This window comes from Pseudomonas sp. MWU13-2862, from assembly GCF_023242495.1.
Classification (GTDB): domain Bacteria; phylum Pseudomonadota; class Gammaproteobacteria; order Pseudomonadales; family Pseudomonadaceae; genus Aquipseudomonas; species Aquipseudomonas gingeri_D.
The window spans coordinates 38,558-61,817 of record NZ_JALMEZ010000014.1 but is presented as its reverse complement, the minus strand read 5'-3'; the positions used below and the strand labels follow the sequence as shown (position 1 = coordinate 61,817).

Sequence of the window (23,260 nt, the reverse complement as noted above, 5' to 3'; positions counted from 1 at the left end):
TCCCACGGAAGACGGACCGCATCCCCTCAACAGGTCTCAGCGCGGCTCGATATGGGCAATCATCAACTGCACGCTTTCCTTGCCACGGAACTCGTTGAGGTCGAGCTTGTAGGCCAGCTCCACCCAGTCGACCCGCGCGTTGGTCCACAGCTCCGGATCGATACCGAAGGCAATACCATCAAGCTTCAGCGAACCGCATTCGCTTTTCAGCACCACCTTCAGATGCCGCTCGCCGACGATGCGTTTTTCCACCAGTTGGAACACACCATGGAACAGCGGCTCGGGGAAATGCTGGCCCCAGGGACCGGCATTGCGCAGCGCCCGGGCCAGTTCCAGGTTGAACTCCTCGATGGCCAGCGAACCATCGGTCTGCAGGCGTCCGGTCAGGTCGTCTTCCGACAGCTGACGGCGCACTTCGGCGTCGAAGGCTTCGGCAAACAACGGGAAATTTTCCTGGGGCAGGCTCAGACCCGCCGCCATGGCGTGACCGCCGTACTTGCCCATCAGCTCCGGGTATTGCGCCGCCACCACGCTCAAGGCATCGCGAATATGGAATCCCGGCACCGAACGGCCGGAGCCCTTGAGCATGCCATCGCCCGCATCGGCAAAGGCGATGGTCGGACGGTGATAACGCTCTTTCATTCGCGAGGCGAGGATACCGATCACCCCCTGGTGCCAGTCCGGCTCGAACAGGCACAGGCCGAACGGCATCGACTCCAGCGGCAGGTCCTTGAGCTGGGCCAGCGCTTCGCGCTGCATGCCCTGTTCGATGGACTTGCGGTCCTTGTTCATCTCATCGAGCTGGCTGGCCATTTCCAGGGCCAGGGCCGGGTCCTCGCAGAGCAGGCATTCGATGCCCAGGCTCATGTCGTCCAGGCGCCCCGCCGCATTCAGACGCGGGCCGAGGATAAACCCCAGGTCGGTGGAGGTCAGACGAGAATGGTCGCGCTTGGCCACCTCCAGGATCGCCTTGAGCCCCGGCCGCGCACGCCCGGCGCGAATCCGCTCGAGGCCCTGGTGCACCAGGATGCGGTTGTTGGCATCCAACGGTACCACGTCGGCGACGCTGCCCAGCGCCACCAGGTCGAGCAGTTCGCCGATATTTGGCTGCGGCGCGCTGGCGTACCAACCCAGGCTGCGCAAACGCGCACGCAAGGCCATCAGCACGTAGAAAATCACCCCGACGCCGGCCAGGGCCTTGCTCGGAAACTCGCAGCCCGGCTGGTTGGGGTTGACGATGGCATCGGCCGCCGGCAATTCGCTGCCGGGCAAGTGGTGGTCGGTGACCAGCACCTGAAGCCCCGCCGCCTTCGCCGCCTGTACGCCCTCGATGCTGGAAATGCCGTTGTCCACGGTGATCAGCAATTGCGGCTCGCGCTGCAAGGCCACGGCGACAATTTCCGGAGTCAGGCCATAGCCGTATTCAAAGCGGTTCGGCACCAGGTAATCGACATGGGCCGCCCCCAGCAGGCGCAGCCCCAGAACCCCGACCGTGCTGGCGGTGGCGCCGTCGGCATCGAAGTCGCCGACGATAAGGATCCGCTGACGCTGCTCCAGTGCAGTCACCAGCAGGTCCACCGCCGCGTCGATGCCCTTGAGTTGCTGGAAGGGAATCAGCCGCGCCAGGCTCTTGTCCAACTCGTCCTCGGACACCACGCCGCGCGCGGCGTACAGGCGGGTCAACAACGGCGGCAGATCACCAAGAAACGGCAGTGTGGCGGGCAGCGGGCGGGGTTCAATACGCATGGGAATAATTAACCGCGCTCGCCCATCAGCCATTCCAGCTGGACTTCATGCTGGCCACGATCGTCGGTGACGAAGATCGTGCCTTCGCTGATCATCACGTCCCACTTGATCACCCGCGGCATGTCCTTGGCCAGGGTCTCGAGGATTTCCTGGGGCACGGCGGCGATATTCACGTTCTTCAGGTTCTTCACCGCGTCGACCACCTTGGTCTGCCAGACCCGCAGGCTGCCGTAGGCCAACAGGCTGGTACGCTCGGTACGACGGGAGCACCAGGTCAGGCGATCGGCGTCCGGCTGGCCGACTTCGATCCAATGCAGTACACGATCATCCAGGCTCTTTTCCCACAGTGCCGGCTCATCCACTTCCGACAGACCCCGACCAAAGGACAGCTGCTCGTTGTACCAGAAGGCGTAGGCCAGCAGACGCACGGTCATGCGTTCCTCGGTTTCCGACGGGTGGCGGGCGATGGTCTGGTTGACGCTCTCATAGACCCCGCGATCCAGGTCGGTGAGGTTCAGGTTGAATTTGTAGGTCGTGGACGGCTGGGCCATGAACAGGGCTTCTAAGGACGAGGAAAGGCGGCCAGTCTAACCGATACGCGGGGCAAGCAACGACTGCTCGCAGTTATGCGGATGGCGCCAGCCATGATAAAAGGCTCTATTGCCCCGTGTTGTCCTACAGGATCTACCATGCCGCTCACCGCCAAACCCCTTTCCGGCCTGAAGGTCATTGAGCTCGGTACCCTGATCGCCGGCCCTTTCGCCTCCCGCATCTGCGCCGAATTCGGCGCCCAGGTGATCAAGGTCGAATCGCCGGACGGCGGCGACCCGCTGCGCAAATGGCGCAAGCTCTACGAGGGCACCTCGCTGTGGTGGTTTGTCCAGGCGCGCAACAAACAATCCCTGACCCTGAACCTGAAACACCCGGACGGCCTGGCCATCCTCAAGCAGTTGCTGAGCGACGCGGACATCCTGATCGAGAACTTCCGCCCCGGCGTGCTGGAAAAGCTCGGTCTCGGCTGGGAAACCTTGCATGCGCTGAACCCGAAACTGGTGATGGTGCGCCTGTCGGGCTTCGGCCAGACCGGACCGATGAAGGATCAACCAGGCTTCGGCGCGGTCGGTGAGTCCATGGGCGGCTTGCGCTATATCACCGGCTTCGAGGACCGCCCACCGGTGCGCACCGGGATTTCCATCGGTGACTCGATTGCCGCGCTCTGGGGCGTGATCGGCGCGCTCATGGCCCTGCGTCATCGCGAAGTCAACGGCGGCAATGGCCAGGTGGTGGACGTAGCCTTGTACGAAGCGATCTTCGCCATGATGGAAAGCATGGTCCCGGAGTTCGATGTGTTCGGCTTTATCCGCGAGCGCACCGGCAACATCATGCCGGGGATCACGCCCTCTTCGATCCACACCACGGCCGATGGCAAGCATGTGCAGATCGGCGCCAATGGCGATGCGATCTTCAAGCGCTTCATGCAAGCCATCGACCGCAACGACCTGGCGGACGACCCGGTACTGACCAGCAATGATGGCCGCGACAGCCGGCGTGACGAACTCTATGGCGTGATCGATCGCTGGGTGAACAGCCAATCGCTGGACGCGGTGCTCACCACCTTGAACCAGGCCGAGGTGCCGGCCAGCCGGATCTACAGCGCCGAAGACATGTTCAGCGACCCGCAGTTTCTCGCCCGGGAAATGTTTATCCAGGCCAAGCTGCCCGACGGCAAGGCTTTCAAGATGCCGGGGATTGTGCCGAAACTGTCGGAGACCCCGGGCTCCAGCGAATGGGTAGGACCGGAACTGGGCGAGCACAACACCCCGATATTGGCTAGCCTCGGTTATGACGCCGCGCAGATTGCCCGCTTGCGCGATAGCGGCGCTATCTAGGATGCCGTGGTGGCAAGACTTTGACCTGACTGCGCAGAAGGTATGGACCTCATGAGTCCTCGATTTCTCTGGCAACACGTGCTCTGTCGACGACCAGCCCTCGCCCTGCTGGCGGCGCTCGCCTGCGCCCTGCCGAGCGTTGCCGAGGCCAAGGACACGCTGATCTGGCTGCTGCGGGACCTGCCGCCACTGACCATTTTCGACGGCCCGCAAAAAGGCCTGGGCGCCATCGATCAGCTGCGCCAGCTGTTGACCGCCGCCATGCCCGAGTACGAGTACACATCCTTCCGGGTCAACCGCGCGCGGGCCATGCAGATGCTCGCCGAGCCTTCGTTCACCTGCGACCCGGTCCTGCTCTGGACCGCGGAGCGAACCAAGAAAATTGTCTTCTCGATTCCCAGCCTCGGCCTGGCCAGCAACGGGCTGGTGGTACGCCAGGAGGACCGTCGGCTGATCGAGCCGTTTGTCCAGGACGGTGAGGTCGACCTCGCCGCCCTGCTGGCCAGCGACCAGCTCAAACTGGGGATTGTCGCTGGACGCAGCTACGGCCAGTCGATCGACGATCTGTTGCAACGGACAGCCGCGACCCACCTGACGCCGCATTTCGGCAACGATGCCCTCGGCAACCTGTTGCAAATGCAGCGTCTCGGACGCTTGACCGCGCTACTCGGCTACTGGCCGGAAGTCCGCTACCTGGCCCAGCAACAAGGTATCGCCACCGAGAGCCTGGCGTTCTATCGGCTCAAGGGCACCGCCAAGTACCAGTTTATTCGCGTCGGTTGCTCGGACACGGAGCAGGGGCGCACGGCTGTCGCGCACATCAACCAGATCCTGCGTGAAGTGCGCCAGCATCAGTTGCTCGATTTCTATGTGCAATGGCTCGACCCGCAACAACGGGACAGCTATCGGGAAGACGCCAGGCAGTTTTTCCTGGCGCCTGAGGACCAGTGACAAACGCCAGACAAAAGAAACCCCGAGAAGTGGGGAAACGACTCGGGGTTAAACGTGGCCTACAAAGACCAGTACGACAAGCTACAAGCACCGGAGCACAATGCCTGATCCTGCCGTTATAAATCTGACACCCCTTTCGGAAAAAAGGTTCCCCAAAAAATTCTACACTCGAGCCGAGCGGAACATCTTGTCCTCAGCCGCATGACGCAAGGCCGCGATGACGCAGGGTTCCAGGCGTCCTTCGGCAATGCGCAGGTCGCGATGCAGCCCATCGACCACATCGGTCAACAAGCGCTTGTCGTTGAGTTGCGCCTGGCTGATTTCACGGGTCACCAGGATCAGGCCGGCGCGACTGTTCACGGTCAGCAGACACTCACCGTGACTTCCCGAGGGCGTCAGGGTGACGGGATAAGGACTCAATGCTTCATTCAGCAACAGACTGATACTTTCCATCTCGATCACCACTCAATAGTCAAAACCCGACAGGTCAAAAACAAGGGGGCTGGAGTCAAAGACCGCCAGTCAGAGAAGAAAGTTCGTCAAGCCAGCTAACCTGATATCGGTAGAAGCCGCGCCTCAAGACGCTGCGTCTACCGTTCCATTGCGAGCATGAACGAGAAAGATGACAGAGAGAAAACAACGAAATTCAGCGTCCCCGCCGCCTTTGCGCATCATCCTGGCAGACGATCATCCGATTTTCCTGATCGGCCTGCGCGCCGTCCTCGAACGCGATCCCGGACTGAGTGTGGTCGGCGAGGCCAGCTCGCCAGAGGATCTTCTGGAGCTTCTGCAAGGTTGTACCTGCGAGGTACTGGTCACCGACTTCATGATGCCGGTCGAACAGCAGAGCGACGGCCTGCGCATGCTTGAAAGCGTGACTCGGCAACACCCGCAACTGCCGGTCGTGGTGGTGACCATGCTCAACAACGCCGGGCTGTTCCGCTCCATTCTCGATCTCGGGGTCATGGGACTGCTGAGCAAGGCCAGCCTGGCCGCCGAGCTGCCGGAGGCCATCGCCCAGGTCCACCGCCGACGGCCCTATGTGGCCAACTCGATTCGCCAGACCCTGGCGCTGGCCGGCGAGGTCGGCGAACACCGCCTGGGCGACCAGGAGCAACTTTCACCCCGGGAGCTGGAGGTGACACGCCTGCTGGCGGCCGGGCGCACCGTCGGTGAAATCGCCACGCAGTTATGTCGCAGCAAGCAGACGGTGAGTGCGCAGAAGGTCAGCGCCATGCGCAAGCTCGGCCTGTCCAACGATGCGGCGTTGTTTCTCTACCTGCAGGAACATGGCCTGGCCTGAGTGGGTCGGACGCTACAGATTGACGCTGTGCAGGGCGGCGTGTTTCAAAGGCCCGGCCAAGGGGTAAACCGGGCCGAACCCCGCCACTTCAAGCCAGGACAAGAGTTCGGCGCGGCTCATGGACACGGCGACGAAGTCCCCCTGAACCAGCGAGTCGCCCAGGGCCATGACGGCCTGGTAGTCGCTTTCGCTCTCGATCCCGCTGAGCACCACCTGCAAGTTCATGCCCCGCGCCATGCGCAAGGCTCCGGCGACAATCGCCGACTTGCGTGAATCCGCGGCCATCCCGACCACGAAGGGCGCGGTGATCTTCAGTTCGGTGAAAGGCAGTTCGAGCAGGCGCTGCAGGCTGCCGCCGCCCATGCCGAAATCGCCGACGGACAGCTGGCAGCCCAGCATGCGCAACCTCAGCAAGCCTTCAGTCAGCGCAACGCTGCTGCCGGACTCGGTGGTTTCCAGGACCTCAAGGGTCAAGCGCTCGGCGGGTAACTCGAAGCGCTCCAGCAAGGCCTTCAGCCGCTCGGCGAAGTCCAGTTGCTCCAGCAGACTCCCCGGAATACTCACCGCCACCGGCAAGGCCTCATCCGTGGCGAAACGCACCTCGGCCGACAGACTCACCGCCAACTCCAGCACCTGCCAGACCAGCGGCTGCGCCAGCCCCGCGTACTCCAGTACCGGCATGAAACTGCCAGGCAGCAACAGGCCTTGCTCCGGATGCTGCCAGCGCGGCAACACCTCGACCCCGGCGACTCGACCGTCATGGGTCAGCTTGGGCTGAAAGTGCGCGGTCGCGTATTTTTCGATAGCCGAAGCCCCGGCGCAGGCCTGGAGTTCGTGCAGCGACAGCAACTCGCAGACCTGGGCCAGCGGCAGGCCAGGGCGCTGCCGGGCGAAACGTTGCTGGTAGCTCGCCAGCAAGTCCGCCAGGGCCGGGGCCGACGCCGGTTTGCGCAGGCAGCCGAGGACATGCAGCCCCTGCTGGCGTGCCATATGCGCAGCCCCCTCGAGCACCTCCTGCTCGGCACTGCTGAGAATGATCAGTGCCTGCGCTTCCCGCCCCTCGGCCAGGGAACGAATCAACTCCAGGCCGTCACCCGCCTCCAGTTGCAGGTCGCAGATGGCCACATCGATAGGGCCGCGATTGGCCAACGACTGGCGTGCACTCTCGACATTTTCCGCCGTCAGCACATCAAATACGCCGGTGGCATTGAGCATCTGGTGCAGGGCCATCAGTTGAAAAGAGTTGTCTTCAAGAATCAGGACTTTGAGTGCGCGCATCGAGGGTCTCCACAAAATGAGGCGGTCGTGGTCCGCAATGACCCTCGACTTTAATCAACCGCCCACCCGCGCCCCATAGGACAAGTCCTAAAATGCCGGGATATCCGCCTGCAGATGCGGCTCGATATCCTCCAGCACCCGTTCGATGGCCTGCTTGAGTGCCTGCCAGTCCGCCGCCACCCGTTCGTTGGACTTGAGCCGCACGCAGCTGTCGAGGTCGGCGCAGGCATGGGCCAGGGCGATGGCATCGATGAGACAGGCGATGCCCTTGAGCCGATGGACCGCCACCGCCAGGCCTTCCCAGTTGTGCAACTCGGCCGCGACCTCCAGGGCCCCGCGCTCCTGTTCGAGATTCTTGCGCAGCTCCAGCAACATGCGGCGCATGACCTCGGCATTGGCACAGGTCATGGCGCTCAGGGCCTGAATATCAAAGGAACGCCCGGGCACGATGCTCGCCAGCAGTTGCGCCAGCTCGTCCAGGGAAACCGGCTTGACCAGCAGTTCGGTCATGCCCGCCTGCAGGCAGCGTTGGCGTTCGTCGCTCATGGCATTGGCCGTGCAACCGACCACCGGGCACGGCGGACGCCGCTCCTCGGACTCGATCCGGCGTATCGCCTCGGCCAGCGCATAGCCGCTCATGTCCGGCATATTGCAATCGGTGATCACCAGATCGAACGGTTCCTGCTGCAAGGCCTGTAACGCCGCCTCGCCACTCTGGCAGGCAACGACCTGCTGGCCGAGAAAGCTCAACTGCTGCTTGAGCACCAGGCAGTTGGCGGACAGGTCGTCGACAATCAACAGCTTGAGCGACGGCAGCCGAGGCCTGGACTCCTCCACTGCGGCAGGCGCGGCCGGGGCCTGCTCCACGGGCTTGAGCGCCAGCTCGATACGCACCCGCGTGCCATCTCCCGGCCGGCTCAACAAGAGGATACTGCCGCCCATCAACTCCACCAGTTGCTTGCAGATACTCAAGCCCAGGCCCGTGCCGCCATATTCTTCATCGGCCTGACCACGGATCTGGACAAAGGGCGCGAAGAGCGTCTTCTGCTGTTCGAGGCCGATCCCCTTGCCGCTGTCTTCGATGCTGATGCGCAGGGTTTCCAGGTCCGCGGTGCACGACACACTGCGCACGTGAATGTGCACGAAGCCCTCGGCGGTGAATTTCAGCGCATTGCCGATCAGGTTGTTCAACACCTGGCGCAAACGCAGCGGATCGAACCAGTAATCCCCCTCCAGCCCTGGCTCTACCTCCAGGCTCAGCTCAATGCCCTTGCCCCGCGCCGCGGCCTCGAACAGTTGCAGCACGCTTTCCAGAAACCCGACCAGGGAACCGGCACGCAACGCCAGGTGCATGCCGCCGGCCTCGATCTTCGCCAGATCGAGGCTGTCGCCGATCAAGGCCGTCAGTTCCTGCGCCGATTGATACGCCACCTGCAGCGCCTGGGAGAGTTCCTGTCCATTGGCCCGAGCCTGCTCGCGCTCGAGTTCGAGCAGGCCGATGATGGCCACCATGGGGGTGCGGATCTCATGACTCATGGTGGCCAGGAACGCGCTCTTGGCCTGGTTGGCCTGCTCCGCCTGCTGGCGCGCTTCCATCAGCTGGGCCTCGAGCTGCTTGCGTTCGGTGATGTCGATCCAACCACCGAGCAGTCCCTGCAACTGCGCCTCCGCCGAGTAGAACGGCACCATCCACTGATAGATATCGATCCGGCCGCTGGCGAAGTCGAGCTGGCGGTCCTGGAACAGCGGCTGCTGGGTCTCGAACAACTGGATAAACTCGGCATGCAGTTGCTCCGCGGTGGCCTGGGGCAAAATATCCACTTCGGTGATCCGTCGGCCCTGTACCTGCTCCAGGGTGGTGGCAAAACGTTCCTCGTAACTGCGGTTGCAGGTTATCAGGCGACCGTCCAGGTCGCGCACGAAGATGGGATTGGGGATACCGTCCAGCAAGGCGCGCTGGAAGGCCAGCTGATCGCTGAGCTCCTGTTCGGCCCGGCGGCGCTGGCGAATCTGGACGTTCAGTCGGCGGTTCCAGGCCAGGGACACGCCCCCCAGCAGGATCATCACCGCCGTCAGGCCATAGACCCAGCGCGGCACCCGCTCCCAGACCGGACGCATCGGCGCCACGCCGATCGCGCCATGCCATTTGATCCGCAACGCGCGCAGCTCGGCCACGGGAAACGCCTCCAGGGCCTTGTTCAGGATACTGAGCAGTTCCGGCTCGGTCTTGACCACCGAGAAACTGTCCGCCGACCAGAGTCCCTCGACACTGCGCCCGACCTTCAGCCGTCCGGGTGGATACAGGTAGGCCCGCGTATCGCTCTGGATCGTCGCGGTCGCCTCGCCGCGCTCGACCATCGCCCTGGCCTCCTCCGGCGTCTTCACCGTGATCAGTTGGATATCCGGGTAGTTCTTGCGGATCATCGGCTCCAGCGCATGTTTCTCCGGCATCACCAGCACCCGCCCGGACAACTGCGAGAGCGAGCCGAGGGGCGAGTCGTGCACGCGCACCACGAACACCCAGGCGCTGCCGCCAAAGGCATAGGTGAAGTTCAGGAAGGTCTTGCGCTCGACACTTTCGGCCAGCGTGGTGCTCATCAACGCCTTGCCATCGTGAAGCAGATCGACGCTTTCAGCCGTGGAGCCGGTTTCGCGGAACTCGAACTGCAGGCCGGTCATGCGCGAAATGCGCGACAACAGGTCCGGATTGAGGCCGACCCAACGGTTGTGACCATCCTTGTAGATATGCGGCGGATACGGCTGGGCCACCACCGTGACCTTGGGGTGACGGTCGATCCAGGCCCGCTCCGCGGCGGTGAGACTGATGCGCTGCTGGGTGATGTCCGAGCCGAAGCCGGTGGTCCAGCGGGCGAGGATCTCCCGCCGCGTGGCGTTGTCGGTATTGTCCAGGACCCGCTCCACCAGAGCGCTGAGCACATGATCGGACTCACGCGTGGCAAAGGCGAAGCCAATCGGCGGCAAGTCGCTCTTGTCCTTGATGTGCACGCCCATGTAGGGCCGCAGGCTCTTGTAGGCGCGGACAATCACCTCGTTACCGATAAACGCCTCGACCTCGCCCTGGGACAACGCCTCCAGGGCACTGTAGAGGGTCGGGGCGAGGATGATTTCGCTCTGCGGGTAGGTGGCGTGTACCACCTGGGCGTCGGCGTAACCGTCGAGCAGCACCACCTTCTTGCCGTTCAGATCGTGAAAGCCATGACCGCCGACGCGGCCGACGATCACCGAACGGTCCGGCATATAGTCGCTGGAGAACGTCAACCCGGGCACGCCTCGCTCGTAACCGTTGGCACTGGTGAGGATATCGATCTGCCCGCTGCGCAGGGCCTCGACCGCCTGGTCGCGCTCGCCGAAGCCGAGGACCTGGACTTCAACCCCCAGGCGATCGCGGATCAGCCCGACGTAATCGGCACTGATGCCCTGGTAGCGGTTGCGATCGTTGGTGATGTCGACGGGTTCATAGTCGGCAACCGAAATCCCCACCCGCAAGATCCGTTCGGGCCCCAGCCATTGCTCCTCCTCCGGGCTCAGGGACAGCCGGTCGACCTCGACGAACGACGGCGGCAGGCTGAACGGCAGGCCCTGGGCCGCCATCGCACTGACGGGCACGCAGAGCAACAGCCACCCGCACAGACTGGCCAGAACGGATTGTATGGATCGACCCAAAAACACCATGACGAACTACCTGCCCCCTTCGGTCCATTTCAGGAAATGGCAAAAAAACAAGGCAAGTTTGACATGCGAAAACGATAAAGCCCGCCAAGGGGCGGGCTTTAATGTGTGACCGTTCTAGTCTGTCAGAGCGGCTTACCACGGTTACCATGCTGGCTGACAAAGGCCTGGACGACTTTCAAGTCATTGGCCAAGACGGTGCAACGCTCATCTCGCTCAAACAAATCGGAAAGGTGCGCAGGTAGTTCGAGTGCTTTTCCTACGCCAGCCTTCTCCACAGCCTCAGGGAATTTGACCGGATGCGCGGTCCCCAGGATCACCATCGGGATGTCCAGGCTGCGCCGGCACTCACGGGCCGCGCGCACGCCGATGGCGGTGTGCGGATCGAGGACCTCACCGCTCTGGGCGAAAACCTCGGCGATGGTCTCGCAGGTCTGGGCATCATCCACGGCCAGGGAGTCGAACAGCTTGCGTGCTTCACTCCAGCGGTCCTGGTCGACACTGAAACCGCCACCCTGCTTGAAGGTGTCCATCAGCCCGGCGATGGCCGCGCCGTTGCGCCCATGCAGATCGAACAGCAGGCGTTCGAAGTTCGACGAGACCATGATGTCCATGGACGGCGACAGGGTCGCGTGCAGGGTGTCCTTGACGTACTGGTTGCCGCTCATGAAGCGGTGCAGGATGTCGTTGCGGTTGGTCGCGACGATCAGTTGGCTGATCGGCAGGCCCATGTTGCGTGCCAGGTAGCCGGCGAAGATATCGCCGAAGTTGCCGGTCGGCACCGAGAACGCCACCGAACGGGCCGGGCCGCCCAGTTGCAGGGCGGCGTGGAAGTAGTAGACGATCTGGGCCATGATCCGCGCCCAGTTGATCGAGTTCACCGCGACCAGGCGTGTGCCCTTGAGGAAGCTCTGGTCGGCGAAGCTGTTCTTGACCATTTCCTGGCAGTCGTCGAAGTTGCCTTCGATGGCGATGTTGTGGATGTTGTCGCCGAACAGGGTGGTCATCTGCCGACGCTGCACCTCGGACACCCGGTTGTGCGGGTGGAGGATGAAGATGTCGACGTTCTCGCAGTGCTTGCAGCCTTCGATGGCGGCCGAGCCGGTATCACCGGAAGTCGCGCCGACGATCACCACGCGCTCGCCGCGTTTGGCCAGCACGTAGTCGAGCAGGCGACCGAGCAGTTGCAGGGCGAAGTCCTTGAACGCCAGGGTCGGGCCGTGGAACAGCTCCAGCACCCATTCGTTGCCGTTCAGTTGGCGCAGCGGTGCCACGGCGCCATGGGAGAAGGCGCCGTAGGTTTCCTCAAGGATCTTCTTGAAGTCCGCATCCGGAATGCTGCCGGTGACGAACGGGCGCATGACACGGAACGCCAGTTCGTGATACGGCAGGCCGGCCCAGGAAGCGATTTCCTCCTGGGTGAAGCGCGGCAGGTTTTCCGGCACATAGAGGCCGCCGTCGCTGGCTAGCCCCGCCAGCAGCACGTCTTCGAAGTTCAGGGCCGGTGCCTGGCCACGGGTACTGATGTAACGCATGAAAAATTCCTCTTGATCGGCAGCGCCGGCTTAGTTCAAGTGCTCGACACGGATCCGCACGACAGGGCCGACCACGCCTTGCAGGGCCTCCAGCGCTGCGATGGCGTCGTTGATATGCTGTTCGCGCACGCGGTGGGTCAGCAGGATCATCGGCACCAGGCCGTCGTGTTCTTCGACTTCCTTCTGCATGATCGATTCGATATTGATGCCGCGCTCCGACAGGATGCTCGCGACCTGGGCCAGCACGCCCGGGTGGTCCTTGGCCTGGATGCGCAGGTAGTAGGCGCTTTCGCACTCTTCGATCGGCAGGATCGGGTGGGCCGACAGCGAGTCCGGCTGGAAGGCCAGGTGCGGTACACGGTTTTCCGGGTCGCTGGTCATGGCGCGAACCACGTCCACCAGGTCGGCGATGACCGACGAGGCGGTCGGTTCCATGCCGGCACCGGCCCCGTAGAACAGGGTCGAACCGGAAGCGTCGCCATTGACCATCACCGCGTTCATCACGCCATTGACGTTGGCCAGCAGGCGGTCGGCCGGGATCAGCGTCGGGTGCACGCGCAGCTCGATACCGGCGGCGGTGCTGCGGGCCACGCCCAGGTGCTTGATGCGGTAGCCCAGGGCCTCGGCGTAGTTGACGTCGGCGGTGGTGAGCTTGGTGATGCCTTCGGTGTAGGCCTTGTCGAATTGCAGCGGGATACCGAAAGCAATGGACGCCAGGATCGTCAGCTTGTGCGCGGCATCGATGCCTTCGACGTCGAAGGTCGGATCGGCTTCGGCGTAACCCAGGGCCTGGGCTTCGGCCAGCACGTCTTCAAAGGTACGGCCCTTCTCGCGCATTTCGGTGAGGATGAAGTTACCGGTGCCGTTGATGATACCGGCGACCCAGTTGATACGGTTGGCCGAGAGGCCTTCGCGAATCGCCTTGATCACCGGGATACCACCGGCCACGGCAGCTTCGAACGCAACGATCACGCCCTTCTCGCGGGCCTTGGCGAAGATTTCATTGCCGTGCACGGCGATCAGCGCCTTGTTCGCGGTGACCACATGCTTGCCGTTCTCGATGGCGCGGAGCACCAGCTCGCGGGCAACGGTGTAGCCGCCCACCAGTTCGACGACGATATCGATTTCTGGGTTGCTCGCCACTTCGAAGACATCGTGGGTAATCGCAATACCGGTGGTCTGGAACTGAGGCTTTGGCGTACGCATGGCAATCTGAGCCACTTCGATTCCACGCCCGGCACGGCGGGCAATCTCCTCGGCGTTACGCTGAAGTACGTTGAAGGTGCCGCCACCGACGGTACCTAACCCACAGATGCCTACTTTGACCGGTTTCACTCTGAACTCCCCATGAAACGGCCGACACGAGGTCGGCCGTGGAAAACAGCCGCTGGACTGCCAGCGGCTCGCTATTGATGACCCGGGAACCCTGTCCCGCGGGCCATGCTCGTCACAGGTTGAACGTGACGAGGCTGAATTACTTGGCGGACAGTGCCAGTTTGGCAACTTGTGCCGCCGGCTGGTAGCCCGGAATTACCTGACCATCGGCCAAAACAATTGCCGGCGTGCCATTGACACCAATGGATTGACCGAGGGCGAATTGCTTGGAAACCGGGTTGGCGCACTTGGCGGCCTTGATGTCATCGCCTTCGACCATCTTGTCCATCGCCGCTTTCTTGTCGGCCGAGCACCAGACCGCCTGCAACTGCTCGTCGCCCGGCGAGCCGAGACCCTGGCGCGGGAACGCGACGTAGCGCACTTCAATGCCCATCTTGTTCAGCGCCGGCACTTCGGCATGCAGCTTGTGGCAGTACGGGCAGGTGGTGTCGGTGAACACGGTGATATGCGACTTGGTTTCGCCGATGGCCGGGTAGACCACGGTTTCGGCCACCGGAATACCGTTGATCAGCTTGGACACGCCCAGGCGTTCGGTTTTCTCGGTGAGGTTGACCGGCTTGCCGTCCTTGAGCTGGAACAGGTAGCCCTGCATGACGAACTGGCCGTCGGCGCTGGCGTAGAGCACGCGGCTGCCCTTGAGCCGGACCTCATAGAGACCGGCCAGGGGGCTGGCGCTGATGCTCTCCACCGGGGTTTCCAGTTGAAGGCTTTCGAGGCTCTTGCGAATCGCCTGCTCGGCGGTGTCGTCGGCCAAGGCCAGGGAGCTGACCAGGGCGAGGGCAGCAGCGGCGAAAATCTGGGTCAAACGCATGGGAACTCCTGAAGGCGGGCAAAGGGGCCGAGGCTGATACGACCGCGGGGAAACTGATCGGTTTCAAGCGCCCGCTTTGCAAACCGATAGAGCCTATCACATAAGCCCGGCGGGGCCGAACCCCTGTGTAGCTTAGCCGCGCGGGTGATGTTTGGCATGCATATCCTGCAACCGCGCACGGGCCACATGGGTGTAGATCTGCGTGGTCGACAGGTCGCTGTGGCCGAGCAACATCTGCACCACCCGCAGGTCGGCGCCGTGGTTGAGCAGGTGCGTGGCGAAGGCATGACGCAAGGTGTGCGGCGACAACGATTTACCGATCCCGGCGACCTTGGCCTGGTGCTTGATCCGGTGCCAGAAGGTCTGGCGGGTCATCTGCTCGCCGCGCTGGCTGGGGAACAGTACATCGCTGGGGCGTCCACCGAGCAGTTCGATGCGAGCATCGCGCATATAGCGTTCAACCCAGACAATCGCCTCTTCGCCCATGGGTACCAGCCGCTCCTTGCTGCCCTTGCCCATGACCCGCAACACGCCCTGGCGCAAGTTGACCTGTTCCAGGGTCAGGCTGATCAGTTCGGTGACCCGCAGCCCACAGGCGTAGAGCACTTCGAGCATGGCCCGGTCGCGCTGGCCGATGGCCTCGCCCAGATCCGGGGCGGCCAGCAGCGCCTCCACATCCGCTTCCGACAGGGATTTGGGCAATGGCCGCCCCAATTGCGGCATCTCGACCTGCAAGGTCGGGTCGACGGCAATCAGCTTTTCACGTAACAGGTAACGATAGAAGCCGCGCACACCGGAGAGAAAGCGCGCGGTGGAGCGCGGTTTATAGGCCTGCTCCAGGCGCCAGGCCAGGTGATCGAGGATCAGCTCACGGCCGGCCTTGTCCAGCTCCAGGCCTTTTTTCTGCAACCAGCCGTTGAACAGCGCCAGATCGCTGCGATAAGCGTCACGGGTATTGTCGGACAGACCTTTTTCCAGCCACAGGGCGTCGAGAAACTGGTCGATAAGCGGGTGATCGATGGCGGGCATAAGGGCTCGAAAAGCAAAAGGCGATAAGCAGGTGAGCATTGTGGGAGCTGGCTTGCCGGCGATGGCGTCCGGATAGGCGCTGCACGTCTCAAGGGCCTCTCGCCGGCAAGCCAGCTCCTACAAGGTGTTCACTGCAACCCAACTGTGACAGCGGCAAACGGCTTTTTCAAAACCCGAAATGCAAAAAAGCAGCCCGTAGGCTGCTTTTTTCTGCATCGGAAGCTGGACTTAAGCCAGTTTTTCCTTGATGCGAGCTGCTTTACCCGACAGGTCACGCAGGTAGTACAGCTTGGCCTTACGTACATCACCGCGACGCTTGACAGCCATGCTGTCGATTTGCGGGCTGTAGGTCTGGAAAGTACGCTCTACGCCAACACCGTTGGAGATTTTACGTACGGTGAACGCGCTGTTCACACCGCGGTTACGCTTGGCAATTACCACGCCTTCGAACGCTTGCAGACGCGAACGGTCGCCTTCCTTCACTTTCACCTGAACGACAATGGTGTCGCCCGGGGCAAAGGTAGGGATCTCTTTGGTCATCTGCTCGGCTTCGAGTTGCAGAATGATTTTGTTAGTCATGCTGTGCTCCTAAGGTAAATCGTTCGATCTACCATCGATACGTTGTTAACTATCGTCCCGCTCGCGGATGTATTCCTCGAGCAGCTTCTTCTCTTCTCCAGAAAGCGAGCGGCTTTCCAGAAGATCGGCGCGTCGTTCCGAGGTCCTGCCAAGGGACTGCTTCAGACGCCAACGCCGGATATGTGCGTGGTTGCCACTGAGCAACACGTCGGGAACACGCTGATCCGCATACACCTCCGGACGGGTGTAGTGCGGGCAATCCAGCAAACCATCCGTGAAGGAATCTTCCTCCGCGGAGTCCGCATGCCCTAAAGCTCCGGGCAGCAGCCGTGTAACCGCATCTATCAGGACCATCGCCGGCAGCTCGCCACCGGAAAGAACATAGTCCCCAATCGACCACTCTTCATCGACATGAGCATCTATAAAGCGCTCGTCAATGCCTTCATAACGACCTGCAATGAGGATCAAGGCTTCCTCTTTCGCCAGGTCGCGTACCGCCAACTGATTCAGTTGCCGGCCTTGGGGCGACAGGTAAATCACCTTCGCCGCCTCCCCTGCCGCTGCCTTGGCCTGAACCAGGGCGTCCTCAAGGGGCTTGATCTTCATCACCATGCCCGGACCACCGCCAAATGGGCGATCATCCACAGTGTGATGTCGATCCGTCGTGTAGTCCCGCGGATTCCAACAGGTCAGCTGCAAGAGCCCCTGTTTCACCGCACGACTGGTGATGCCGTAGTCGCTGATGGCGGAAAACATTTCGGGAAACAAACTGATCACTTCTACGCGTAGGCTAGCCATCGCTTAGAAGTCCGCGTCCCAATCCACCTTCATCTCGCCAGCGACCAGGTCGACAGCCAACACGCATTGCTCGGTATAGGGCAACAGGCGTTCGCGATCATCCAGGCTGCCCGGGCAAGGCTTGACCACCATGACATCATTCGAGCCAGTCTCCAGCAGGTGATCGATTTTCCCGAACAGTTGTCCGAGGGTGTCGATGACCTTGAGACCTTCCAGCTGGTACCAGTAGTACTCGCCGTCGGTCAGGTCTGGGAACAGGTTGCGCGGCACGCAGATCTCATAACCGGCCAGAAGACGCGCTTCTTCACGATCATCGAGATCCTTGAGCTTTGCGACCAGGAACTTGTCGTTCCCGCGTCCGCTGACCAGCTCCACCTGTTTCACGCTGCCTTCGCGCCGGAGCGTCCAGGTTTTGTAGTCCAACAGGTTTTTAATTGGATCAGTAAAGGAATAAACCTTCACTTCGCCGCGAACGCCATGAACGGAATAGATCTTGCCGATAACGATCAAATCATCGGTAGAGGCCGGCGTCGCGTTCATATTGCTCAGGCCGCAACCTTAGCGTTTTCCTTCAGCAACTGAGCAACACGCTCAGAAGGTTGTGCACCAACGCTCAGCCAGTAGGCTACGCGCTCTTGGTTCACGGACAGACGAACTTCCTGACCACGAGCAACCGGGTTGAAGAAACCCACTTGTTCTTTGTGCGAACCGTCACGAGCGTTGCGGCTGTCGGTTACGGTCAGGTGGTAAAACGGGCGCTTTTTGGAGCCGCCAAGGGCAAGACGGATTGTTAGCATGTGAACATCGTTCCTGTAGTCGGTGCTGCAAATCTAAATGCACAGCGGGCATGGGTGCCCGAAAGGCCGCATATTCTAAGGAATATACGGACTTTTGCAAATGACTTTTTCCGGCGCCCGGCGCCGTGCAATCTGGATTTGCCATAGAGCCGTCGTTAAAACGGCAGGTCAGCTCCCGCTGAACGCGGGTTTACTGGCGATCCCCCGCATCCCTGCGGGGGTAGCGCCGACCGTCAGGTCGACGCGAATCTTTTACATTTTCGGCATGCCGCCGCCGGGCAACATACCGCCCATGCCGCGCATCATCTTGGCCATACCGCCTTTGGCGGAGAATTTCTTCATCATCTTCTGCATCTGCTTGTGCTGCTTGATCAAGCGTCCGATGTCCTGCACCTGGGTGCCGGAGCCCATGGCGATCCGACGCTTGCGCGAACCGCTGATCAGCTCAGGGTCGCGGCGCTCGGCCGGGGTCATGGAGTTGATGATGGCTTCCATCTGCTTGAACTGCTTCTCGGCCGCGCCCTGGGCATTGCCCATCTGCGCCAGATTGACCCCGCCGATATTCGGCAGCTTGTCCATCAGGCCACCGAGGCCGCCCATGTTCTTCATCTGTTGCAGCTGGTCGCGGAAGTCTTCGAGGTCGAAGCCTTTGCCTTTCTTCAGCTTTTTAGCCAGTTTGTCGGCTTTGTCCTTGTCGAGGGTCTGCTCGGCCTTCTCGATCAGGCTGAGCACGTCGCCCATGCCGAGGATGCGCGAGGCAATCCGCTCCGGGTGGAAGGGCTCGAGCGCTTCGCTCTTCTCGCCCATACCGATAAATTTGATCGGTTTGCCGGTGATGGCCCGTACCGACAGCGCGGCACCGCCACGGGCGTCGCCGTCGACCTTGGTCAGGATCACCCCGGTCAGCGGCAGCGCATCGCCAAACGCCTTGGCCGTGTTGGCGGCGTCCTGGCCGGTCATGGCGTCGACCACGAACAGCGTCTCCACGGGCTTGATCGCCGCGTGCAGCTGCTTGATCTCGGCCATCATCTCGTCATCGATGTGCAGACGACCGGCGGTGTCGACGATGACCACGTCGATGAACTTGAGGCGGGCTTCCTTGATCGCCGCTTCGGCGATGTCCACCGGCTTCTGGCTCAGATCGGACGGGAAGAAGGTCACCCCGATGTCGCCAGCCAGGGTTTCCAGCTGTTTGATGGCCGCCGGACGGTAAACGTCGGCCGAGACCACCATCACGGTTTTTTTCTTGCGCTCTTTAAGGAAGCGCGCCAGCTTGCCGACGGTGGTGGTTTTACCCGCGCCCTGCAGACCGGCCATCAACACCACCGCAGGCGGCACGGCGCTGAGGTTGAGGTCTTCGTTGGCGGCGCCCATCAGGCTTTCGAGTTCGGCCTGGACGATCTTCACGAACGCCTGGCCCGGGGTCAGGCTGCGCGACACCTCGGTGCCGACCGCGCGGTCCTTGACCGAATTGACGAAGTCCTTCACCACCGGCAGGGCGACGTCGGCTTCGAGCAACGCCATGCGCACTTCACGCAGGGTGTCTTTGATGTTGTCCTCGGTCAGCTTGGCCTTGCCGGTGACATGGCGCAGCGTCTGCGAGAGACGGTCGGTCAGGTTTTCAAACATGCGCGATCCTTTGAGGCCCTTATGGAGACCGAAGTGATGGCTGCCGGAACAAGGAAAAACAGCGCCTGGCGAGCCTGCGGCGTGGGCAGGTCGCGGATTATAGCGGAGACTGCATGCCGCCACTAGCGCCACGGTCTTTCGTGGACCGGGGGTTCTATGCCAAACTCAGCGTCTTTCGGGCTTGCCTAACAGGACTTATGCTCCCTTTGTCACCCAGTTTGCTGACCAGCCTCGCCGCCGCCTTCGTCTACGCCGCTGCGACCCTCTATCAGGGCACCCGCCTGCGCCAGGGCGCCAAGGCGAACAAACGCCTGCTGGTCGGACTCGGCGTAGTCGCCGTGATCGCCCACGCGGTGAGCCTGCTCACCCACCTGATGACCCCGATCGGCCTGGGCCTGGACTTTTTCAACGCCGCCAGCCTGATCGCCGTCGCCGTGATCGCCCTGACCCTGGTGGCCTGCTCGCGCATTCCGGTGGAAAACCTGCTGCTCCTGCTGTTTCCGCTGGGCCTGCTGACGGTGCTGCTAGCGCAGTTCGCGCCCTCGGGCACGGTGCAGATCATCGACGAGGAACCGGGGATCCTCGCCCATATCCTGCTGTCGATCCTGGCCTACGGCATGTTCACCATCGCGGTGTTCCAGGCCCTGCTCCTGCTGCTGCAGGACCGTCAGCTGAAAAACAAGCACCCTTCCGGGCTGATCCGCAACTTCCCGCCGCTGCAAACCATGGAAAGCCTGCTGTTCGGTTTCCTCTGGGCCGGCTGGAGCCTGTTGTCGCTGTCGCTGATCTCCGGCTGGCTGTTCGTCGAGAACCTGTTCGCCCAGCACCTGGTGCACAAGACCCTGCTGGCCTGTCTGGCCTGGGTGGTGTTCAGCGTGCTGCTGTGGGGGCGCAATCGTCTCGGCTGGCGCGGGCACAAGGCGATCCGCTGGACCCTGGCCGGTTTCTGCCTGCTGATGCTGGCCTATTTCGGCAGCAAGCTGGTCCGCGAATACATCCTGCATATCTGACGGGCACACAAGACCATGGACAACTTGCCCGCCGGGCCAATGCTCGCCGTATTGGCCCTGCTGATTCTCTGGTCGGCGCTGTTTACCGCCATCGAAGTCGCACAGCAACAAATCGCCGCCCTGCGCCCGGCTTCACGCACGGGTGAAAAACCCACCGCCAGGATGAAGTTCCCCCGCGACAGCCTGATCCTGTGCAATACCCTGTGCCGGGTCGTGGTCGTGATCATCGGCACCCTGCTGTCAATCCTGGAGTGGGGCCAGCATGGGCCCTGGCTGGCCTGCCTCGGCGCCACGGTGTTGCTGCTGGTCTTCGCCGACTACCTGCCGCGCCTGCTCGCCGTCCGTTATCCCGAACCGATCCTGGCCACCGGCAATGCCCTGCTGGGCATTCCGCTGAAGATCCTCTACCCCGTGGCCTGGCTGCTCAACGGCATCGCCCAGTTGCTGCTGCGGCCCTTTATCAGCAAGGCCGGCACGGTCAAGCAGAGCGATGAAGACCAGCCGCCCCTCGATCCGGAAGATGAACCGGAGCACCCGCCACGCAGCCCGTCGCTGTCGAGTATCAAGGCGCTGGACAACATCACGGTCAACGACATCCTGGTACCGCGCAGCGAAGTGGACGGGATCAACCTCGACGACTCCATCGAGGAAATCACCGCACAGTTGCTGAAGAACCGCCGTACCCGCCTGCCGGTGTTCCACAACGATATCAACCAGGTCGAGGCGGTGATCAATACCCGCCAGATCCTCAATCTGCTGTTCGATGCCAACCTCACCAAAGCCGCCCTGCTCGCCGCCTGCCACGAACCGTACTTCGTCCCGGAAAGCACGCCGCTGCAACTGCAACTGCTGAATTTTCACAAGCAGCAACGGCGCCTGGGCATGGTGGTGGACGAATACGGCGAGGTGCTGGGCATCGTCACCCTGGAAGATATCCTGGAAGAAATCGTTGGCGAGTTCGAAAGCGAGCACAGCCTCGACAACCCGCACATCCATCCCCAGCCCGATGGCCGGCTGGTGATCGAAGGGGCCGCGTCGATTCGCGAACTGAACAAGAGCCTGGGCTGGCACCTGCCCAGCGACGGCCCGAAAACCCTCAACGGTCTGGTGACCGAAGCCCTGGAAACCATCCCGGAGAGCGCCGTGTGCCTGAAGATCGGCCGCTACCGCCTGGAAATCCTCGAGACCGAGGACAATCGGGTCAGCCGGGTGCTGGTCTGGCACACCAGTTCGGTCCCGGTTGCGCCTTGATACAGCCTGCCCCCTTGTTTGATCGATAGACGCATTCCTATAATCGGGCGGGCTTATCCAGCCCCGCCGGAACGCCCGCTTACCCGCACCTGGCCTCCTCCGGCCAGCAATGCCTTGTCATGAATCCGCCGCCGACACTCACAGCCTGTCGCGCCGGAACCAGCCCTTATCCCTGGGCGTTCAATACTAATAATTCGCACGCGCAAGACTTTCAGGGACGCCCGCAATGACCTCCAGCAGCACCTTTGACACTGCCACGCCGAGCAAACCGCTGAATTCGACCTCGAGAGTGGCGACCGCCAGCTTTATTGGCACGGCCATCGAGTTCTACGACTTCTACGTCTATGCCACCGCCGCCGCCCTGGTGATCGGGCCGGTGTTTTTCCCGCAGACCGACGGCACCGCGCAGATGCTCTCGGCCTTCCTGACCTTCGGCATCGCCTTCCTCGCCCGCCCGCTGGGCTCGATCCTGTTCGGCCACTTCGGTGATCGCATCGGGCGTAAATCGACGCTGGTCGCTTCGCTGCTGCTGATGGGTGTCTGCACCACGCTGATCGGCGTGCTGCCCGGCTATGCGACCATTGGCGCCTGGGCGCCGATCCTCTTGTGCCTGCTGCGCTTCGGCCAGGGCCTGGGGCTTGGCGGCGAATGGGGCGGGGCCGCGTTGCTGGCAACCGAAAACGCCCCCGCAGGCAAGCGCGCCTGGTTCGGCATGTTTCCGCAACTGGGCCCTTCGATCGGTTTTCTCGCCGCCAACGGCTTGTTCCTGATCCTGGCCATGACCTTGAGCGACGAGCAGTTCCGCTCCTGGGGCTGGCGCATTCCGTTCCTGCTCAGCGCCGCGCTGGTGATGGTCGGCCTGTATGTGCGCCTCAAGCTTGAGGAGACGCCGATCTTCGCCAATGCCATGGCCCGCCAGGAACGGGTGAAAATGCCCCTGGTCGAGCTGTTCAGCCGCTATTGGGCGCCGGTGCTGCTCGGTTCGCTGGCGATGGTGGTGTGTTACGCACTGTTCTATATCTCGGCGGTGTTTTCCCTGAGTTATGGCGTGGCCAACCTTGGCTACAGTCGCGAGACTTTCCTGGGACTGCTGTGTTTTGCCGTGCTGTTCATGGCCGCGGCCACGCCACTGGCGGCCTGGGCCAGCGATCGTTTCGGGCGCAAGCCGGTGCTGATCCTGGGCGGGGTGCTGGCGCTGTTGTCCGGTTTCACCATGGAGCCGCTGCTGGGCCATGGCTCGACTGCGGGCGTCGCCCTGTTCCTGTGCCTTGAGCTGTTTCTGATGGGGATTACTTTCGCGCCGATGGGGGCATTGCTGCCGGAGCTGTTTCCGACCCACGTGCGTTATACTGGCGCATCGGCGGCGTATAACCTGGGCGGCATCGTCGGGGCCTCGGCCGCACCGTTCTTTGCCCAGAAGCTGGTGGCGATGGGCGGTTTGAGTTGGGTCGGCGGGTATGTATCAGGGGCGGCGGCGTTGAGCCTGATTGCGATTTTCTGCTTGAAGGAAACGCGCTACAACGATTTGAACAAGGTGGCCTGAAGATCGGCGCCACTTCTGCGCCAAGC

Annotated in this window: 20 protein-coding genes; 6 read left to right on the top strand and 14 right to left on the bottom strand. The window is 62.3% G+C overall.

The annotated features are described in order from the left end of the window. Window positions 1-36: 36 nt before the first annotated feature. Window positions 37-1,746: a single-stranded-DNA-specific exonuclease RecJ gene (gene recJ, locus M5C56_RS23780; protein WP_103494918.1), complete on the bottom strand. Its 1,710-nt coding sequence runs from the start codon at window positions 1,744-1,746 to the stop codon at window positions 37-39. An 8-nt stretch (window positions 1,747-1,754) separates the two neighbouring features. Then, a complete protein-coding gene (locus M5C56_RS23775; protein WP_100944687.1) occupies window positions 1,755-2,297 on the bottom strand; it encodes a YaeQ family protein in 543 nt (180 codons plus the stop codon). 138 nt (window positions 2,298-2,435) lie between these two features. Between M5C56_RS23775 and M5C56_RS23770 the strand changes: the two genes are divergently transcribed. Both M5C56_RS23770 and M5C56_RS23765 read left to right on the top strand, forming a co-directional pair. Then, a complete protein-coding gene (locus M5C56_RS23770; RefSeq protein ID WP_103494917.1) occupies window positions 2,436-3,635 on the top strand; it encodes a CaiB/BaiF CoA-transferase family protein in 1,200 nt (399 codons plus the stop codon). A 51-nt stretch (window positions 3,636-3,686) separates the two neighbouring features. Then, on the top strand, window positions 3,687-4,586 hold the full coding sequence (locus M5C56_RS23765; RefSeq protein WP_103494916.1) for a TIGR02285 family protein: 900 nt from the start codon (window positions 3,687-3,689) through the stop codon (window positions 4,584-4,586). A 162-nt stretch (window positions 4,587-4,748) separates the two neighbouring features. Here the strand turns inward: M5C56_RS23765 and M5C56_RS23760 are convergent, their stop codons facing one another. Then, on the bottom strand, window positions 4,749-5,039 hold the full coding sequence (locus M5C56_RS23760) for a DUF3509 domain-containing protein (RefSeq protein WP_103494915.1): 291 nt from the start codon (window positions 5,037-5,039) through the stop codon (window positions 4,749-4,751). A gap of 169 nt (window positions 5,040-5,208) precedes the next feature. Between M5C56_RS23760 and M5C56_RS23755 the strand changes: the two genes are divergently transcribed. Next, window positions 5,209-5,889: a response regulator transcription factor gene (locus M5C56_RS23755; RefSeq protein ID WP_103494914.1), complete on the top strand. Its 681-nt coding sequence runs from the start codon at window positions 5,209-5,211 to the stop codon at window positions 5,887-5,889. Between the two features lie 12 nt (window positions 5,890-5,901). Here the strand turns inward: M5C56_RS23755 and M5C56_RS23750 are convergent, their stop codons facing one another. The 11 genes from M5C56_RS23750 to ffh all read right to left on the bottom strand — a co-directional run bounded on the left by M5C56_RS23750 (window position 5,902) and on the right by ffh (window position 19,430). Continuing rightward, the gene (locus M5C56_RS23750; protein ID WP_103494913.1) at window positions 5,902-7,167 is read right to left on the bottom strand and encodes an EAL domain-containing response regulator; all 1,266 of its coding nucleotides are present in this window, start codon (window positions 7,165-7,167) and stop codon (window positions 5,902-5,904) included. A gap of 87 nt (window positions 7,168-7,254) precedes the next feature. Then, complete coding sequence (locus M5C56_RS23745; protein WP_103494929.1) at window positions 7,255-10,779, bottom strand: transporter substrate-binding domain-containing protein; 3,525 nt, start codon at window positions 10,777-10,779, stop codon at window positions 7,255-7,257. A 203-nt stretch (window positions 10,780-10,982) separates the two neighbouring features. Continuing rightward, window positions 10,983-12,392, bottom strand: coding sequence for a threonine synthase (thrC, locus tag M5C56_RS23740; protein WP_103494912.1), 1,410 nt, complete (start codon window positions 12,390-12,392; stop codon window positions 10,983-10,985). Between the two features lie 30 nt (window positions 12,393-12,422). Continuing rightward, a complete protein-coding gene (locus tag M5C56_RS23735; RefSeq protein WP_103494911.1) occupies window positions 12,423-13,727 on the bottom strand; it encodes a homoserine dehydrogenase in 1,305 nt (434 codons plus the stop codon). A 139-nt stretch (window positions 13,728-13,866) separates the two neighbouring features. Then, window positions 13,867-14,598: a DsbC family protein gene (locus M5C56_RS23730; RefSeq protein ID WP_103494910.1), complete on the bottom strand. Its 732-nt coding sequence runs from the start codon at window positions 14,596-14,598 to the stop codon at window positions 13,867-13,869. A gap of 132 nt (window positions 14,599-14,730) precedes the next feature. Then, the gene (gene xerD, locus M5C56_RS23725; RefSeq protein WP_103494909.1) at window positions 14,731-15,627 is read right to left on the bottom strand and encodes a site-specific tyrosine recombinase XerD; all 897 of its coding nucleotides are present in this window, start codon (window positions 15,625-15,627) and stop codon (window positions 14,731-14,733) included. Between the two features lie 228 nt (window positions 15,628-15,855). Next, window positions 15,856-16,206: a 50S ribosomal protein L19 gene (gene rplS, locus M5C56_RS23720; protein WP_100944697.1), complete on the bottom strand. Its 351-nt coding sequence runs from the start codon at window positions 16,204-16,206 to the stop codon at window positions 15,856-15,858. A gap of 45 nt (window positions 16,207-16,251) precedes the next feature. Next, a complete protein-coding gene (gene trmD, locus M5C56_RS23715) occupies window positions 16,252-17,004 on the bottom strand; it encodes a tRNA (guanosine(37)-N1)-methyltransferase TrmD (protein ID WP_100944698.1) in 753 nt (250 codons plus the stop codon). Between the two features lie 3 nt (window positions 17,005-17,007). Next, window positions 17,008-17,544 (bottom strand): ribosome maturation factor RimM, encoded by a 537-nt coding sequence (gene rimM, locus M5C56_RS23710; RefSeq protein ID WP_103494908.1) that lies wholly within the window; start codon window positions 17,542-17,544, stop codon window positions 17,008-17,010. A 5-nt stretch (window positions 17,545-17,549) separates the two neighbouring features. After that, window positions 17,550-17,801 carry a 30S ribosomal protein S16 gene (gene rpsP / locus M5C56_RS23705; RefSeq protein WP_017124058.1) on the bottom strand — a complete coding sequence of 84 codons (252 nt, stop codon included), beginning with the start codon at window positions 17,799-17,801 and terminating at the stop codon, window positions 17,550-17,552. A 252-nt stretch (window positions 17,802-18,053) separates the two neighbouring features. Then, window positions 18,054-19,430, bottom strand: coding sequence for a signal recognition particle protein (gene ffh, locus M5C56_RS23700; protein WP_100944700.1), 1,377 nt, complete (start codon window positions 19,428-19,430; stop codon window positions 18,054-18,056). A gap of 197 nt (window positions 19,431-19,627) precedes the next feature. Between ffh and ccsA the strand changes: the two genes are divergently transcribed. The 3 genes from ccsA (at window position 19,628) to M5C56_RS23685 (ending at window position 23,234) form a co-directional block, all read left to right on the top strand. Next, on the top strand, window positions 19,628-20,440 hold the full coding sequence (ccsA, locus tag M5C56_RS23695; protein WP_103494907.1) for a cytochrome c biogenesis protein CcsA: 813 nt from the start codon (window positions 19,628-19,630) through the stop codon (window positions 20,438-20,440). Between the two features lie 15 nt (window positions 20,441-20,455). Further along, on the top strand, window positions 20,456-21,691 hold the full coding sequence (locus M5C56_RS23690) for a transporter associated domain-containing protein (protein ID WP_103494906.1): 1,236 nt from the start codon (window positions 20,456-20,458) through the stop codon (window positions 21,689-21,691). A 226-nt stretch (window positions 21,692-21,917) separates the two neighbouring features. Beyond that, window positions 21,918-23,234: an MFS transporter gene (locus M5C56_RS23685; RefSeq protein ID WP_103494905.1), complete on the top strand. Its 1,317-nt coding sequence runs from the start codon at window positions 21,918-21,920 to the stop codon at window positions 23,232-23,234. The last annotated feature ends 26 nt before the right edge of the window (window positions 23,235-23,260 follow it).

Excerpts from the sequence above, each read along its gene's own strand:
- recJ (WP_103494918.1), bottom strand. The coding sequence starts at position 1,746 with ATGCGTATTGAACCCCGCCCGCTGCCCGCCACACTGCCGTTTCTTGGT.
- M5C56_RS23775 (WP_100944687.1), bottom strand. The coding sequence starts at position 2,297 with ATGGCCCAGCCGTCCACGACCTACAAATTCAACCTGAACCTCACCGAC.
- M5C56_RS23770 (WP_103494917.1), top strand. The coding sequence starts at position 2,436 with ATGCCGCTCACCGCCAAACCCCTTTCCGGCCTGAAGGTCATTGAGCTC.
- M5C56_RS23765 (WP_103494916.1), top strand. The coding sequence starts at position 3,687 with ATGAGTCCTCGATTTCTCTGGCAACACGTGCTCTGTCGACGACCAGCC.
- M5C56_RS23760 (WP_103494915.1), bottom strand. The coding sequence starts at position 5,039 with ATGGAAAGTATCAGTCTGTTGCTGAATGAAGCATTGAGTCCTTATCCC.
- M5C56_RS23755 (WP_103494914.1), top strand. The coding sequence starts at position 5,209 with ATGACAGAGAGAAAACAACGAAATTCAGCGTCCCCGCCGCCTTTGCGC.
- M5C56_RS23750 (WP_103494913.1), bottom strand. The coding sequence starts at position 7,167 with ATGCGCGCACTCAAAGTCCTGATTCTTGAAGACAACTCTTTTCAACTG.
- M5C56_RS23745 (WP_103494929.1), bottom strand. The coding sequence starts at position 10,779 with ATGGCGGCCCAGGGCCTGCCGTTCAGCCTGCCGCCGTCGTTCGTCGAG.
- thrC (WP_103494912.1), bottom strand. The coding sequence starts at position 12,392 with ATGCGTTACATCAGTACCCGTGGCCAGGCACCGGCCCTGAACTTCGAA.
- M5C56_RS23730 (WP_103494910.1), bottom strand. The coding sequence starts at position 14,598 with ATGCGTTTGACCCAGATTTTCGCCGCTGCTGCCCTCGCCCTGGTCAGC.
- xerD (WP_103494909.1), bottom strand. The coding sequence starts at position 15,627 with ATGCCCGCCATCGATCACCCGCTTATCGACCAGTTTCTCGACGCCCTG.
- rplS (WP_100944697.1), bottom strand. The coding sequence starts at position 16,206 with ATGACTAACAAAATCATTCTGCAACTCGAAGCCGAGCAGATGACCAAA.
- trmD (WP_100944698.1), bottom strand. The coding sequence starts at position 17,004 with ATGGCTAGCCTACGCGTAGAAGTGATCAGTTTGTTTCCCGAAATGTTT.
- rimM (WP_103494908.1), bottom strand. The coding sequence starts at position 17,544 with ATGAACGCGACGCCGGCCTCTACCGATGATTTGATCGTTATCGGCAAG.
- rpsP (WP_017124058.1), bottom strand. The coding sequence starts at position 17,801 with ATGCTAACAATCCGTCTTGCCCTTGGCGGCTCCAAAAAGCGCCCGTTT.
- ffh (WP_100944700.1), bottom strand. The coding sequence starts at position 19,430 with ATGTTTGAAAACCTGACCGACCGTCTCTCGCAGACGCTGCGCCATGTC.
- ccsA (WP_103494907.1), top strand. The coding sequence starts at position 19,628 with ATGCTCCCTTTGTCACCCAGTTTGCTGACCAGCCTCGCCGCCGCCTTC.
- M5C56_RS23690 (WP_103494906.1), top strand. The coding sequence starts at position 20,456 with ATGGACAACTTGCCCGCCGGGCCAATGCTCGCCGTATTGGCCCTGCTG.
- M5C56_RS23685 (WP_103494905.1), top strand. The coding sequence starts at position 21,918 with ATGACCTCCAGCAGCACCTTTGACACTGCCACGCCGAGCAAACCGCTG.